13 protein-coding genes are annotated in these 16,013 nt (G+C 44.3%); 4 read left to right on the top strand and 9 right to left on the bottom strand.

The window, feature by feature from the left end; translation table 11 throughout:
* The first annotated feature begins 1 nt into the window (after position 1).
* The 4 genes from M1E09_RS02295 to M1E09_RS02280 are packed head-to-tail and all read left to right on the top strand — an operon-like array spanning position 2 to position 4,036.
* Positions 2 to 1,534, top strand: a complete 1,533-nt coding sequence (locus M1E09_RS02295) for a spore germination protein (protein ID WP_456273288.1) — start codon at positions 2 to 4, stop codon at positions 1,532 to 1,534.
* On the top strand, positions 1,531 to 2,628 hold the full coding sequence (locus M1E09_RS02290; RefSeq protein ID WP_456273287.1) for a GerAB/ArcD/ProY family transporter: 1,098 nt from the start codon (positions 1,531 to 1,533) through the stop codon (positions 2,626 to 2,628). The genes M1E09_RS02295 and M1E09_RS02290 overlap by 4 nt, the downstream gene beginning before the upstream one ends.
* Positions 2,625 to 3,851: a Ger(x)C family spore germination protein gene (locus M1E09_RS02285; RefSeq protein ID WP_456273286.1), complete on the top strand. Its 1,227-nt coding sequence runs from the start codon at positions 2,625 to 2,627 to the stop codon at positions 3,849 to 3,851. The genes M1E09_RS02290 and M1E09_RS02285 overlap by 4 nt, the downstream gene beginning before the upstream one ends.
* Positions 3,852 to 3,865: 14 nt before the next feature.
* Positions 3,866 to 4,036: a hypothetical protein gene (locus tag M1E09_RS02280; RefSeq protein WP_456273285.1), complete on the top strand. Its 171-nt coding sequence runs from the start codon at positions 3,866 to 3,868 to the stop codon at positions 4,034 to 4,036.
* A gap of 28 nt (positions 4,037 to 4,064) precedes the next feature.
* On the opposite strand, the gene M1E09_RS02275 is transcribed toward M1E09_RS02280, so the two are convergent.
* From M1E09_RS02275 to M1E09_RS02235, 9 genes are all read right to left on the bottom strand, one after another.
* The gene (locus tag M1E09_RS02275; protein WP_456273284.1) at positions 4,065 to 5,417 is read right to left on the bottom strand and encodes a murein hydrolase activator EnvC family protein; all 1,353 of its coding nucleotides are present in this window, start codon (positions 5,415 to 5,417) and stop codon (positions 4,065 to 4,067) included.
* Positions 5,418 to 5,449: 32 nt separating this feature from the next.
* Complete coding sequence (ftsX, locus tag M1E09_RS02270; protein WP_456273283.1) at positions 5,450 to 6,334, bottom strand: permease-like cell division protein FtsX; 885 nt, start codon at positions 6,332 to 6,334, stop codon at positions 5,450 to 5,452.
* Positions 6,324 to 7,010: a cell division ATP-binding protein FtsE gene (ftsE, locus tag M1E09_RS02265; protein WP_456273282.1), complete on the bottom strand. Its 687-nt coding sequence runs from the start codon at positions 7,008 to 7,010 to the stop codon at positions 6,324 to 6,326. The genes ftsX and ftsE overlap by 11 nt, the downstream gene beginning before the upstream one ends.
* A 430-nt stretch (positions 7,011 to 7,440) precedes the next feature.
* Positions 7,441 to 7,785, bottom strand: coding sequence for a cytochrome c551 (gene cccB / locus M1E09_RS02260; protein WP_456273281.1), 345 nt, complete (start codon positions 7,783 to 7,785; stop codon positions 7,441 to 7,443).
* A gap of 68 nt (positions 7,786 to 7,853) precedes the next feature.
* Positions 7,854 to 8,729 (bottom strand): YitT family protein, encoded by an 876-nt coding sequence (locus tag M1E09_RS02255; protein ID WP_456273280.1) that lies wholly within the window; start codon positions 8,727 to 8,729, stop codon positions 7,854 to 7,856.
* 345 nt (positions 8,730 to 9,074) lie between these two features.
* Positions 9,075 to 10,176 (bottom strand): peptide chain release factor 2 gene (gene prfB, locus M1E09_RS02250; RefSeq protein WP_456273279.1). Its coding sequence is split into 2 segments (ribosomal slippage): positions 9,075 to 10,103 and positions 10,105 to 10,176, totalling 1,101 coding nucleotides; the frame shifts between segments, so codons are not numbered across the junction.
* A 473-nt stretch (positions 10,177 to 10,649) separates the two neighbouring features.
* Positions 10,650 to 13,169, bottom strand: coding sequence for a preprotein translocase subunit SecA (gene secA, locus M1E09_RS02245; protein WP_456273278.1), 2,520 nt, complete (start codon positions 13,167 to 13,169; stop codon positions 10,650 to 10,652).
* Between the two features lie 333 nt (positions 13,170 to 13,502).
* A complete protein-coding gene (locus M1E09_RS02240) occupies positions 13,503 to 14,546 on the bottom strand; it encodes a YecA family protein (RefSeq protein WP_456273277.1) in 1,044 nt (347 codons plus the stop codon).
* A gap of 530 nt (positions 14,547 to 15,076) precedes the next feature.
* Positions 15,077 to 15,910 (bottom strand): DUF1028 domain-containing protein, encoded by an 834-nt coding sequence (locus M1E09_RS02235; RefSeq protein WP_456273276.1) that lies wholly within the window; start codon positions 15,908 to 15,910, stop codon positions 15,077 to 15,079.
* Between the last annotated feature and the right edge of the window lie 103 nt (positions 15,911 to 16,013).

The raw sequence follows: 16,013 nt of genomic DNA, 5'->3' as shown, positions 1-16,013 counted from the left end.
GATGCTGAAATCCACACGCGAAAAAAATAAGAAGGATCAAGAGAAGGACTGCTCTGGTGTTTCTTCCTCACTTGAAGATAATACCGAAAAGGTCAAGGAAACCTTTAATTATCCCATCAATCAAGATCTATCCGTCAGGCCGCTGACGATTTCTATTTTTAACAAAAAAGCCATTTTGTTTTTCCTTAATGGCATGAGCCAGCGAGAGGTCATAGAAAAAGAACTTATTCCTAATCTTATAACACCTTACCCAAACGAAGAAGCGGAACTGGACCTGGATTTTTTCGCAAATCAAATACCGATCAAAGATATTAAAGAGGAATGCGATTACGATACAATCGTTACCAATCTCCTGATGGGGAACACAGTGCTATTTATTGAAGGCGAAGAACACGCCTATCTGTTTGGAACCACCGGATTTGAAAAAAGAGGAATTCAAAAGCCGGAGGATGAGGCTGTCCTCAAGGGGCCAAAGGAAGCATTCATCGAGTCCATTGCCGTCAATATTTCACTGATCAGGAAGCAGCTGCGCTCCTCTGAACTTATGACAGAGTATGTAACCGTCGGTGAAAAAGGACTAAGCCAGGTTGCCCTGATCTATTTAAAAGGTGTCGCCAATCCTGACCTTTTAGAAAAAGTAAAAAAGCGAATTACTGAAATGAAGTCAGATGAAGTGCAAAACCTGGGGCTTCTTGAACAGCATATCGAGGAACGGCCTTATTCACTCGTTCCGACGGTATTGTATACGGAAAGGCCGGATAGAGCAGTAAGCTTTATTAATGAAGGGCATGTCGTGCTGCTTATGGACAGTTCTCCAAGCAGCCTGATTGTGCCTGTTACTTTCTGGTCGTTCTTTCATTCATCCGAAGACTCTTACGCAAGGTGGCCTTATGGCAATTTCACGAGATTTCTTCGCTTGATAGCGATCTTTATCACCATCATGACCCCTGCAATCTATATTGCGGTCACTAATTACCATATTGAAATGCTGCCGACCGATTTGGCCTTGGCGATTTCAGCAACCAGGGAAGATGTTCCATTCCCGGCGATATTCGAGGTCGTCCTTCTCCTGTTTTCTTTCGAATTGATCCGTGAAGGCGGCGTAAGGGTTCCGAGTCCAATCGGTCCGACCATCGGGATTGTCGGTGCCTTGATTTTAGGGCAGGCAGCCGTCGAAGCCAATATCATCAGTCCAATCCTTGTTATCGTGATCGCGATTACGGGACTTGCTTCATTTGCCATCCCAAACTTGTCCTTCAGCTATATGATCAGGCTGTCGACCTATATCTTCCTTTTATTCGGAAGTTTATGGGGATTCTTCGGAATCGGCATCTGCATTACGATGTGTATCGGGTATTTAACGACACTTACTTCATTTGATGTGCCATTTCTGTCACCAATGGCGCCTCACTACCCTTCATCTAAAGATCTCATTATCCGCCCGCCGACATGGAAACAGTGGCTGCGGCCTTTGAATGTGTTCCCAGTTGAACCTAAGAAGATGAAGAAGCCGAAAGGAGAAAGCAACGAATGATCACTCCCCAAGATAGGAGACTTGGAACCCGGGAGCTGTTCGCCCTAATCACGATTACGCTTGGAATCAAGTTTACAGATATGACCGCTACCCTGCTGTACAAAGAAACAGCACAGGCTGCGTGGATGATCCCTCTTATCTCAGGCATGATCATGGTCATTCCGCTCATATGTATCCTGATTTTGCTGAAGCACTATGGAGACCGGAATATTATTGACATTACCTATAAGGTGACAGGCAAATTCTTCGGCTTCCTGATCGGAATGACCTTATTTTTAATCGCCTATTCATCGACGGTCATTGACAGCAGAAGTTACGTCGATATCATGAATACGATGTATTTCCCATCAACCAGTTCCATACACTTATATTTTGTCCTGGTCGGATCAAGCTACTACCTGGCCAACCGGGGACTGCTGGCGATCGGGAGAACAGCCTGGATTACGTTCCCATATATAAAAGTATCGTTATTTTTCATCATCATCCTCCTATGGAGCGAACTTTACTTCGGATACATGTTCCCGATTGCCGGCCATGGCCTTAAAAAAATTGCTGTCCAGGGAGCAAGTTATGCTTCTATAACAAGTGATCTGCTGTTCTTCTCGATTTTGTTTCCATTTTTTAAAAGCTACAAATCATTCAAAAAGGCGACACTCTTGGGATTGGGAGTATCGATAGTTGAACTGATGGTGTTCTTCGCGGTTTTCATTATGTATTTCGATTATCCATCGATTGAGTTCATCGCCTATCCTTTCCATGAGATTACCCGGATGGTTACCTTCGGAAGATATGTATCCCATATCGAAGCATTATTTTTTGCCTTTTGGAGTGTGGCAAGCTTAATCCGTTTCGCAGTGTACCTGTATATCTCAACAGCCTTTTTCGGATATACAGCTAAAATCAAGGAGTTTGAACCACTTATCTTACCGTTTGCCGTACTTGCCATCATGCTTGGACTGCTGCCGGAAAATGTGGCTCAAAATGTACTGCTGCTCCGAAATGACATCATTTTAATGATCACATCCGTTTTGATTTTCCTCATTCCGGTCACCCTGCTGATTGTCGCAAAACTGAGAGGTGAATTCAAGCAATGAAATACCTGGTTATGTTTTGTTTACCTATTCTTATTTTGACTGGCTGTGCAGACAAGATTGAAATTGAAGAGGAGGGGTTTGTTCTAGTCATCGGCATTGATTTACCGGAAGATGGACAAAACGGCTTGGATATTACCTATCAACTGGCAGACCCCCAGGCAGGTGCACCCGGCAGCCAACCGGGGGCAGAGGAACACAAAACAATCACCATTCGTATGCCGGACCTTATATCTGCCCGGGATATGCTTAATGTTTCAGAAACCCGGAATATCAACTTTTATCACACTAAAGCATTGGTCGTTAGTGAAGCCTTTGCCCGTTCCGACAAATTTCTTGAAAGCATCGGAACTTTAGGGCGCGATCCGCAAGCAAGAAGGGATATGATCCTCCTGGTCTCGAAGGAAAGAGCCAGTAACTACTTGAGAAACAACAAACCAGTCTTTGAAGCAAGCCCGCATAAATTCTATGACTTTATTTCCCGCAGGTGGGAAACGAATGCGTTAGTCCCTAAAGCTGACCTGCAGCAGTTTTTGCATGACATAGAAGCAGATGCCGGACTCGCTTTAGCTGTGTACACAACGGCAGAGAAAATGGATCCAGAAATCAAGGAAAATGAAGACCAATACTTGCCAGGGGAGCTGTATAAACAAGGAGGCACCCCAGTTCAACTCGTTGGGGGAGCGGCTTTCCGCGGCGGAAAGATGGTCGGCTCTTTAACAGGAGAAGAAGTCCGGGTTATGACGATTTTAACAGAGAGTCTGAAACCACAGGACATTGCCTTCACTTTCCCGGATCCCATTAAAGAAAAATTTAAGATTACAGGGAAAGCGACGAACACGAAAACAAAAGTAAAAGTGGATGTCAGCAAGCCCAAGCCTGTCATCACAGTCGATGCATGGCTTGATGTAAGGATCCTTTCAATCCCGAGTATGATCGATTATGTCGAAGACCTCGAAAAACAAGAAATGCTTGATCATTATATGGAAAAAAGATTTAAATCTCTCGCTGAGGATTTTGTAAAAAAATCGCAGGAAGAATTAAAGGCTGAAGCCTTCGATTGGCATCTGAACGCCCGGAGGAAGTTCTTAAATCTGAAGCAGTACCAAAAGTATGACTGGATGAAAACCTATCCTGATGCGAAAGTGAACATCAATATGCATGTTAAATTGGATGACTTCGGCAAGCTTCTGCGCCCCCGCAATAAAGAGATGATTACTGATTAAAAGGATGTGCTCTAATGTTTTGGCTGACTTTGATTATTTGTTCCTATTTGGCTTACTACTCTTTAAGGTACGCCAGGCTTATTTGGAAAGACCAAAACAAACTGGGTGCGGTGATGGTTGCCTTTTTGGCGGGATCACTGGCAATCATGCCGTTCCTTGATTTCTGGCTGCTGCAGGATAAATAAAAACCCGCTTTTCAGCGGGTTTTTTAAATTACATATTGATATATCTGCGCGGGTTGATCGCATTCGCTTTATTGGAAGTCCATGGTCCGGCATGAAGTTCGAAATGAAGATGCTGGCCGAAGGAGTAACCAGTGTTACCCATTGTACCGATTCTTTGGCCTTTTTCAACGTACTGGCCGCTTGATACAGCAGAGCCGGACATGTGTGCATATACCGTTGTGAATGTTTGACCATTGATGGAATGCGTCATGTAAACAACATTACCATAGCTTGAGCTGTAATGGCTCTTGATGACATAACCGTCAGCTGCAGCGACAATCGGTACATTTCCGCTTGCTGCAATATCGACGCCATAATGATAACGTGCTTTTCCGTTCAGCATATCATAGCCAAACTCGGTTGTGATATAGCCATAAGCAGGTCTTGTCCATCTGCCTTCTTCTACAGGAGCAGGATCAGGTGTTTGGGTTGCTGTAGATCCGCTGCCGCCATTATTATTTGCTGCTTGTTGAGCTGCACGGCGCTCTGCCTCTGCTTTGCGCTTCGCTTCCAGCTCTTTTTGGCGCTGGATTTCTCTTTGACGGGCCATTTCTGCCAATCTTGCCTGTTCAGCCTGGATTTCTCCGCCAATTTCTTTCTCTAGTTTTTCAAGTTCATTAGCGTGAGCGACAAGCTCCGTTTTTTCCATTTTCAGTGTTTCCTGTTCTTTCTCAAGTTCTTTGAACAACTCACTCTTTTGACCTTTTTGGCTGTCCAAATCCCCTTTTAGGGAAACAAGATTCGCTTTTGCATCTTCCAGCTTGGCAAGCTTGTCCTCTACTTCAGCCTGCTTTTTTTCCAGCTCAGCCTGGTCGGCTTTTTGCTCTTCAATGATTTTCTTGTCTGCGCTGACAATCGCATTTACAGCGGTGATGCGGTTGATGAAATCTCCGAAGCTGTCTGCTCCAAGCAGTACATCAAGGTAACTTGCAGAACCGCCTTTTTCCTGCATGGAACGGGCACGGTCTTTAAGTAATTCATTTCGTTCGGCAATCTTTTGCTCAAGAACTTTGATTTCTTCTTTAAGCTGCTCGATTTCCTCGTTTGTTTTTTCAATTTCAGCTGTTTTGGTTTTAATTTTATCTTCTGTATCACGGATCTTATCATCTAAAGCCGCTATTTCAGCTTTGATTTTTTCCTGGCGGGAAATATTTTCGCTGATTTCTGATTCTTTCTGCTCAATTTCCTCGTTGACTTCTGACTTTTTGGACTGAATGTCTTCTTGTTTATTTTTCAAATCTGACAGTGAAGATTCTGCACTGGCAGTGATACCTGTAGTTTGTAGACTTCCGATTGTTAGTGTGGCAGCTATTGATAAAGTGACTAATGTTTTCCTTTTCAAGCGACATGCTCCTTTCGGCTTCTATCAACCTATTAAACTCTCAAGAATTTTCGGACGGACATAAAGCTTCCCCATGCTCCGATTAAGCATCCCATAAGGATAATCAGGAAGTTTACCTGATAGATGAACGGGGTATATTCAAGTAATTGCATAAAGCTTGTTCGCAACTTTGGTTCAATGAACTGATAAGCGTAATAATAACCTGTAGAGACCACTGCGATTGGAACGACAGAGCCAAGTACTCCCAGCCACAATCCTTCCAATATGAACGGCCAGCGTACAAACCAGTTGGTCGCACCGACCAGCTTCATGATTTCAATTTCTTTTCTGCGGGCGACAATTGTAATTTTGATCGTATTGGAGATCAGGAACATTGCCGTGAAAAGAAGACCGATTATCAATACCAAACCAACATTGCGACTCATTTGCAGGAAGCTGAATAACTTTTCAATCTTCGCTTCACCATAGAGCGCATCATTTACATTTTCAAAACTTTTAATTTCATTGGCAATTCGTTTCGTTTCCACCGGATTTTCAGCCTTTACGATATACACATCGTACAACGGGTTATCCTGTTCAAACAGACGAAATTCTTCCCCCATGTCTTCCATTAAATTGCGAAGCTCTTCTTCTTTAGAGGAAAAATTGATACTGGCAATGCCATCGATCTGTTCTATTTTTGTTTTCATCTCTTCTATTTGAGCTTTTTCAGTGCCTATCTCTACTAACACCCGTACTTCCACATCTTCTTCAATGTCAGAAGCAATTTTATTCATATTCAGCATCAGTACGACAAAAACCCCGACAAGGAGCAGTGTGACGGTTACAGCACTTACGGACGCAAATGTCATCCATCCGTTACGCCCCAGGCTCTTCAAACTTTCGCGAAGATGCCTTCCCATTGTTCTAGGCTTCATAACCGTAGTCACCTCGCTGTTCATCGCGGACGATTCTGCCATTCTCGATGGCAATTACACGATGTTTGATAGTATTAACAATTTCCCGGTTATGAGTCGCCATGACGACTGTTGTACCTTGAGTGTTAATCTCCTCAAAAACATTCATGATATCCCATGACGTTTCTGGATCAAGGTTACCTGTCGGCTCATCGGCAATGATTACCTGTGGAGTATTGACGATTGAACGGGCCAGCGACACACGCTGCTGTTCCCCTCCGGAGAGCTCATCCGGAAACATCCTTGCTTTATGTTTCAGTTTGACAAGATCAAGTACTTCCATGACACGCTTCTGGATATTCTTTGGCGTCTCTTCTATTACTTCCAATGCAAACGCAATATTTTCATAGACTGTTAGTGAAGGAAGCAGCTTGAAATCCTGAAAGACCACTCCGATATTTCTGCGCAAGTGTGGAACGCGTTTATTTTTTAGTTTGACTAAATCTATACCATTAACGATAATTTCACCTTTGGTTGCTCTTTCTTCTCTGTACATCATTTTGATGAAGGTCGATTTACCAGCACCACTCGGGCCAACCACATAGACGAATTCTCCTTGTTTGATATGTACGTCGAATCCGTTCGCAGCCATAATCCCGTTCGGATACTGCTTATAGACATCTTTCATTTTGATCATTTTCCAACCACCCAAGTTAAACATTTATAGTGTTCTAATCGAAGATGTAATTTCACAAGGATTAAGTAATAAGAAATAATGTAGAAAAAACTCGAATAAAAACTTTCTAAAAGTATTATAACATCAATGCCTAGGAAGTTAAGGAAAAATAATATTACATTTTGGTATCAAAATGCAACAACTTTGGTAGATTATTCATGAATTTCCATGTTGAAAAGCAGCGATATTTCGAGGAATTAAGAGATTTATTATAGGAGAAAAACGTTAAATGAAAAATATGTCATTTACACAGGTTTACAAATGCCATGTTTACTAGATTAAGATTATTGTCGGAATATAAGCGGGGAGATATTTAATATAGGGATGTAATGTATGGTCGAATAATCAATTTGAAAAATACCAATAAAAAAAGAGCCCGAAGACTCTTTTTTTATTTTTTATTGGCCAGCCATTCTGCAACAGCTTCAGCCTCTTCACCATCAATGATTCCTTTAGGCATTTGGCCTTTACCATTTTGGATGACCGACAGGATTTCTTCATAGCTTAATGTGGATCCAATGTTTTTCAATGCAGGGCCCATTCCGCCAGAAAGATCTCCTCCATGGCAGCTCGAGCATTTTTGATTAACAATTTTTTCTGCATCAATTTGATTTGAAGTTGCATTTTCAGCGGCATCTTGCGGGTTCGTTGCATCCGTTGACACGTCAGGAGCGTTTCCGCAGGCTGCCATCAATAATGAGGAACCTAGTAAAATTCCAAGTAGTTTCTTTTTCATTTGTCTTCCTCCCAGGGAAAGAATTAGAGAAAAATCGATATTTCCTCTCATTCCTTATTATACCAGGATTAAGCCTGTTTAAAACCTTCTCCCAGTACCTCCGAGGCGTCCATAGTGACAACAAACGCAGATGGGTCAATGCTTTTGACCAGTTGTTTCAATCTTGTGAACTCACGCTGGTCGACCACAACCATCAAGATCGGGCGTTCGTCATCTGTATATCCGCCGTATGCTGATAGTTTTGTCACACCGCGGTCGATTTTATTCAAGATGCCTTCGCGGATTTCTTCCTGGCGGTTAGTGATGATCATTGCCATTTTCGAACGGCCGAATCCAACTTGTACCAGGTCGATTGTTTTACTTGTAACGTATAGACCAATAAGTGCGTATAAACCTCTTTCAATATCGAATACGATGGCAGCCGATAGGACGATCATTCCGTCGATGATGGCGACACATGTCCCCAGTGAGAGTCCGGAGTATTTATTGATAATCTGTGCTGCCAGGTCAGTACCACCTGTGGAAGCTTTCCCTCGAAAACAAACTCCCAGACCGATCCCGACTCCTATTCCGCCGAACAAGGCGCCAAGAAGAGGATCAAGTGTCCAGGCCTCCCAATCTTCTGTAAGGTAAACCACAAACGGCAGGAAGATCGTTCCCAATGCCGTCTTAAATCCGAATTGAAAGCCCAGGAATATCAACCCGGCGATAAACAATGGCACGTTGAATGCCCATTGTACGAAGGCGGGCTTCCAATCAAATACTGCTTTTGTAATCGTAGAAATACCGCTCACCCCGCCCGAAGCGACTTCATTCGGCAGTAAAAATACGTTAAAGGCAATCGCGACAACTGCCGACCCTGCCAGTACATAGACATATTCCAAAATTTTATGAAGAGTAGGATTATAATGATTACCGCGTCTTCTTCTTTCCTTTTTTCCCATCCCTGAAAATCTCCTTTGATGTATTAATAGTTAGTATAGCCAACAACCGTATAATAAACATACTTTCGCTTTACCCCTTTAAAGCACTAAGAGGGACTGTCCCTCTTTACACGTTAAAGCACTAAAGTACGACAGCCTTATACCAGTCGCCGACATGCTTGTTTCTCTAATCTTCAACCTTTGAGAGTATAGCATGAGGCTTTCTGCCTGTAAATATCATTACTTTAACGTGTTAATGCGTTACTTTGATAAGGGGGACTGTCCCTCTTCGCGCGGTGAAGCGATAAAGAGTTGCAGACAAAGAAAGACCTTCCTGCTTTGAAGGAAGGCCTTTCGGGAAGTTATTTAGTTGATTCGGGAACGAAGGTACGCATTGATGAAGCCGCCGATGTCTCCGTCCATGACTGCCTGGACGTTGCCCACCTCTGTGTTCGTACGGTGGTCTTTGACCATTGAGTATGGGTGGAAGACGTAGGAGCGGATCTGGCTTCCCCAGCCGATTTCCTTTTGCTCTCCGCGGATTTCAGCAAGTTCCTGTTCCTGCTCTTCAATCCGTTTTTGATATAATTTCGCTTTCAGCATCTTCATTGCCTGTTCACGGTTTTTAATCTGTGAACGCTCTGACTGGCACGTTACGACCACGTTCGTCGGCAGGTGGGTAATACGCACGGCCGAGTCGGTCGTATTGATATGCTGTCCGCCGGCACCGCTCGCACGGTACGTATCGATCTTAATGTCTTCCGTACGGATTTCGATTTCAATTTCTTCATTGAATTCCGGCATGACTTCACAAGATACGAAGGAAGTATGGCGGCGGCCTGAAGAATCAAACGGTGAAATCCTCACCAAGCGGTGTACCCCTTTTTCTGCTTTTAAGTATCCATATGCGTTATGGCCTTTGATCAGCAGCGTGACACTTTTGATCCCCGCTTCATCACCAGGAAGGTAATCAAGGGTTTCGACCTTGAAGCCCTTTTTCTCTGCCCAACGCTGATACATACGCAGAAGCATCGAACCCCAGTCCTGTGACTCGGTTCCGCCCGCCCCTGGATGAAGCTCCAGAATAGCATTGTTTTTATCATGTGGTTCGCTTAACAGCAGCTGCAATTCATATTCATTCAAACGTTTGTTTAAATCTTTCATTTCCTCAACAAGTTCTTCCTGCAGCTCGGCATCGTTCTCTTCTTTCACCAGCTCCAGCGTCACTTCAAGGTTCTCCTGCATCTCTTGCATGTCTTTATATTCGTTCACAAGGTCCTTCAGGCCATTTGCTTCATTGATAACGCCCTGTGCCTCCTGCTGGTCGTTCCAGAAATCAGGCTGCAGCATCACTTCATCAAGTTCAGCTATGCGGGCTTCTTTGTTCTCGAGGTCAAAGAGACCCCCTGAAGTCCGCCAGTTTTTTGGCTGTATTTTCTAATTGTGATTTCACTTCAAAAAGTTCCATCAAATTCACCTCTTATAAAATAGTAAGCATAAGCTTTATTATAACGTGCCGGGGGGGGGTTAGCAAAGTTTTCACCTGCAAAAAATGCTGATGATTTCCGCTCCAGGCGCACGACTCCGCGGGGCGTGCGGTGAGCCTCCTCGGCTTTGCCTGCGGGGTCTCACCTGTCACGCTAGTCCCGCAGGAGGTCGCACGCCTTCCGCTCCAATCGACTGATGTTTCACTATTCACTTAAAGCTATTCTGCTATTAATGAATAGACATTCTGACATTCTGCACCCCATTTTAGAAGCAAGCAAGTTTTTTCGTTCTAGAAACTCAATGTATCAGAACAATTCAGTTTGTGATTGGATTGGATAAATATTTCGCATTTAAACCTGATTATCAACTTCATCAATTAACAAAGCCAATTTTTTAATAAAAACTGCCTGACACCCCTTTTTAGCGAAAGAGATGGCAGGCAGCCATTAAATCTTACTCCACTTTACCGTGGCAGTTCTTATATTTCTGACCGCTGCCGCAAGGGCATGGATCATTTCGTTTGATATTCTCAGCCTTACGTACAGGCTGTTTCTTTTTCGCCTTGCTATCGCCGTCTTCCTTCGGGTTGACAGCCTGCCCTTTCGCAACCTCCTGGCGTTGAAGATTATTGCGGATTTCTGCTTTCATGACATAGCGGGCGGCATCCTCTTCGATGGCCAATACCATGCTTTCAAACATCGCAAAACCTTCATGCTGGTATTCGCGCAAAGGATCGTTTTGTCCATAAGCACGGAGGTGGATACCCTGGCGCAGGTGGTCCATCGCGTCAATATGGTCGATCCACTTCGTATCAACCGAACGAAGAAGAATAACTTTTTCGAATTCACGCATTTGCTCTGACGTTAACTCTTCTTCTTTTTCATTGTATCTGTCCTGAACCTTTCCATAGATCAAGTCAATCATTTCTTCAGGCTCTTTGCCTTTCAGATCTGCTTCTGTAATATCTCCCTCTTGAAGAAGATTTGCAGCTGTGTAGTCGACAATCCCTTTCAGGTTCCACTTCGCTTCTTCTTCAATAATCGGGGCATGCGCTTCAACAGCACGTGTGATGACCGACTTGATCATGGACTCAACGATATTACGCAGGTTCTCGGAATCAAGCACTTCAAAACGCTGCTTGTAGATGATTTCACGCTGCTGGCGGAGAACATCGTCATAAGACAGAAGCTGTTTACGGGCATCGAAGTTGTTACCCTCAACACGTTTTTGCGCAGATTCCACTGCACGGCTGACCATTTTACTTTGAATCGGCTGGTCGTCTGCCATTCCCAAACGTTCCATCATCGATTTCATATTGTCAGAACCAAATCGTCGCATCAGTTCATCTTCCATGGAAAGGTAGAACTGCGTCACACCCGGATCCCCTTGACGTCCGGAACGTCCGCGGAGCTGGTTATCAATACGGCGGGATTCATGACGCTCTGTACCGATAACAGCCAGGCCGCCTAAATCAAGGACGCCGTCTCCTAGTTTGATGTCCGTTCCACGACCGGCCATGTTAGTCGCAATCGTTACAGATCCCTTTTGACCGGCTTCTAAAATGATCTCCGCTTCACGTCCGTGGTTTTTCGCATTCAAGACGTTGTGGTGGACACCTTTTTTCGTCAGCAATCTTGAAATCAGCTCTGACGTTTCAACGGCAACCGTACCGACAAGCACTGGCTGGCCTTTTTGATTACGCTCAGCGATCTCTTCTACTACTGCACGGAACTTGCCTTCCATTGATGCATAGATAAGATCGGCGCGGTCATCACGTGCGATCGGTTTATTCGTTGGAATCACGATAACGTTCATATTATAAATATTGCGGAACTCTTCCTCTTCCGTTTTGGCTGTACCCGTCATACCAGACAGTTTTTCATACATACGGAAGTAGTTCTGGAAGGTGATCGTCGCCATCGTCATGCTTTCGTTCTGGATTTCGACCCCTTCCTTCGCTTCGATCGCCTGGTGAAGGCCGTCACTGTAACGGCGGCCTTTCATTAAACGTCCGGTAAAAGAGTCGACAATGACGATTTCTTCATCCTGGACAACATAGTCAACATCTTTCTGCATGCTGACATGCGCCTTCAACGATTGAAGGATATGGTGATTCAGGGTTACGTGAGACAGGTCGAAAAGGTTTTCGATGTTGAATGCTTTCTCAACCTTCGTAATACCGTCCTCTGTAAGCTGTACACCTTTTGTTTTTTCATCATATGTGAAATCTGTTTCTTTATTGAGCATGCGGACCACTGCATTTGCCTGGATGTATAATTGAGTGGATTTTTGAGCCTGTCCAGAGATGATTAGCGGAGTACGCGCTTCATCAATCAGGATGGAGTCAACTTCATCGATTACGGCAAAATGAAGCGGGCGCTGTACCATTTGGTTCTTGTAAAGGACCATGTTATCGCGCAGGTAATCGAATCCAAGCTCATTGTTCGTGCTGTACGTAATATCAGCCGCATAAGCTTCGCGCTTCTCTTCCTTCGTCATTGAGTTAAGGTTAAGGCCGACTGTCAGGCCAAGGAAGTTATATAACTCGCCCATCTCTTCGGCGTCACGGCTTGCGAGGTATTCATTGACCGTCACGACATGGACGCCTTTCCCGGTAATGGCATTCAAGTAAACAGGCATAGTCGCTGTCAACGTTTTACCTTCACCGGTTTTCATCTCGGAAATGTTACCCTCATGAAGGGAGGCACCACCCATAAGCTGCACGCGGTATGGATAAAGGCCGAGTACTCGCTTCGCTGCTTCACGGACAACCGCAAATGCTTCGACAAGCATATCATCGACCGGCACGCCATCCTGGTAACGCTTCTTGAACTCTTCCGTCTTTTGGCGAAGGCCGTCATCCGAAAGCTTCGCCATATCCGGACCAAGAGCTTCGATTTGATCTGCAAGCTTTTCCAGTTTCTTGAGCTCGCGTTTATTTGGATCGAACACTTTGTTTAAAATTCCAATCATGTATGAGCGCTCCTTCTAGTGGAAATGTAATTGTGCCAAAAGCTGCTCAGTTGCCGCAGCCTCTATGAAAAAATATATTCAAGCGGAGTTACAAGTTCCGCCAGTAAAATCAACCTTAAATAATCACTACTAAAACTTCTATAAATAACAGCAAAATCCTTTATTTAAAAAAACGAAATATTCCCTATTAATATTACCACTATCGCGAAAGAGTGACAACAAATGACAAGGCAGGCGCTTTACCGCTTTAAAGCACGAAGAGGGACAGTCCCTTTTAATGCTTTAAAGCACTAATAGGGCCTGTCCCTCTTCGCTTGGTAACGCGGTGACGCATTAAACGGCTGCAAGGATGATCTTTTTCATTTCCTTTGAACGCCGGGAAATGCTGTTGGCTGATACCCCGAATGCTTCTGCCAGATCCTTTTGGAGATAATCATTCTTCAGTTCAGTATCTGCTTTGATCACTTCAATGATGGAAGCAGAATAGATCTGCGGATTGCGGATCTTAGGAGCTTCACTCTCAAAGTACTGTGAAAGCAGCTTTGAAGCTTTTTCAATCGTTCCAGCTGCTTCCCCTTGCTCTGTCAAGAAGTCTTCCATCGATTGGATTGCTTCACTGTAAGCAGGGTTGTCTTCTCCTTTATCTCCATCCTCGGGAGCTGCCTTTGTCTCAGAAGCCACACCGCCTCCGGCATACAGATAGAAACAGTGATCAGCAAGATGCAGGTAATGAGAAGCCAAATACTCTTCCACGCCATCTTTACCAGCGTCGATAATCCTTTGCACCATCGCATCCTTACAGACATCAGCGAGTCCAGGATATACAAAATACTGAGCAAACGGCAGATAGCTCTCACCATTTTGCAGAAGGATGCCAATAAAGAAGCAGCCTGCAACTATCTCAGCATTCGCACCCTTTACCTCAAACGTCTCTCCTTCAACTGTATCCTCAATTACAAGCTCAGTCCCTGTGGCAGACTTAACAACACCTGCGACCAGGCGAGGCTTCTTCCACTTCAACAGGTTCTCCAGCGTCTGCGGCCTTGTGACCAGCTTGCTCTGCCTTTCGACAAACCGTTCCATCAGAGTCATGCCATCTTCAAGTTCCTTCTCAACTCCATACCAGCTCAAGAAAGCCATCTCATAGATTTCCTGATCCTTATTCATCATCTTCATTTCCGAATAGTAATGATGATAATCACTTTCAAGTTCCTCACTATTATGTACGGCAATATAATCATAAGCTTGAGCCTGCAGAATCTCCAGCTCACCAAGTACTAAGCCATTAATATCAACAGCGGATTGATTTCCGCAGCACTTTTTAAACTTCTTGCCGCTTCCGCACTCGCACGGTTCATTCCGGCCAATCGTTTTCATATAGGTACCTCCTGATGCTGCACTTCTTTTTAAAAATAGGCTTTGTTTAATAGTGTTGTTGTTTACTACACCTATTGAGATAGTGTTGCTGATTTCCGCTCCAGGTGCGCGACTCCGCGGGGCGGGCGGTGAGCCTCCTCAGCTTCGCCTGCGGGGTCTCACCTGTCCCGCTATTCCCGCAGGAGGTCGCACACCTTCCGCTCCAATCAACAGTTGTTCTATATAACACTAAATCATTGAGGTCTAGTACTAGTAACTTGTTTACTTCAATAAAAATCTAGAACACCCATTCACTAATAAAGAAATTAGTTTCTAAACAAATACAGTTTGTTTGTAATGAATGTTCCGTACTTAACCCGAAATAACAACATCATCAACTAACAGAGCCAAAAATTAAACTCACAAACTACTATTATAATCTAGTTTTCGTTAACAATAAACTATTTGCTGGAATTAAGGTCCTTGTAAAACTTGTTAATTGGCCGGCAATAACAAAACGGATAACGCCGTATGACGTTATCCGCTCCACCCTATCTATCCTGTTTCTTCATAAACTCCAGTACATCCAGGTCAATTCTGCCTTCGTGCTCCCTCATCTCAAAATTCTCCGTATGAAGATAGTCTTTCAGAGCCTGCCCGACCGATTTTCCTTCCTTCAAATAACCATGGCGCTCCAACTCCGCCTGCAGCTCTTCCTTCACATCCCCATCAACCGGCACCACCCGGTCAGCCTTCGATGAAGCAAAGTAAAGCTGGTGAAGACTGAAGATCCGGATCAACTCTTTAATCGGATCCGGATGGTCATCCACCCTTAAATCGATCAAACGGTCGTTAAATCCGCCATAACCGCCTTTTTCTTTCACAACATAAATGGCTGCGGATTGTTTGCCGCGTGAATCACCCCCGGCTTCCTGGCCTGCATCCAGCGATTTCAGCAAGCGCTCAGCCAAGGTACCTTCTGCAGAAATAAAAGTTTCCCCCATCGCTTCCACAGTCCGCTGATCCACAAGGATATTTCCCTGTGCAGCAAAATGCTCACCCGTCATCCCGCCTGCCCAGTCATAACAGCCCTCTCCAGTAAAAGTAGCCGCATTACCGTGAGCATCAACCAAACCAACCTGGCGCAGATGCCGTTCCGGATCATCTTTCGTAATAATTTCCAACGCTTCCTCAGCCGTTTTCCCTTCTTCCATAAGCTGCAGCGCCTGCGGTCCATAAGCAGTGTTTGCATAAGATTGTGTCGCAACAGCCCCTGCTCCAGACCTTGCAAATGGAACAACCGCACCGACCCCGATAAATTTTGACTGTACCGCTATACCCCATTCTTTTTCCTTTGGATCAAAGCCGACGATACTGAAAGTCATATGTATATTCCCCCTAAAAATATGTATTCTTAATCCCATTATTTCGACACCCGAAACATAATCCCTTTAATTAATAATATGTAAAAACATCCTGCAGTATAAA

Source organism: Bacillus sp. AK031 (assembly GCF_053903065.1).
Note: the sequence above shows the minus strand (reverse complement) of the source record. Positions and strands in the feature narration are given on the sequence as shown.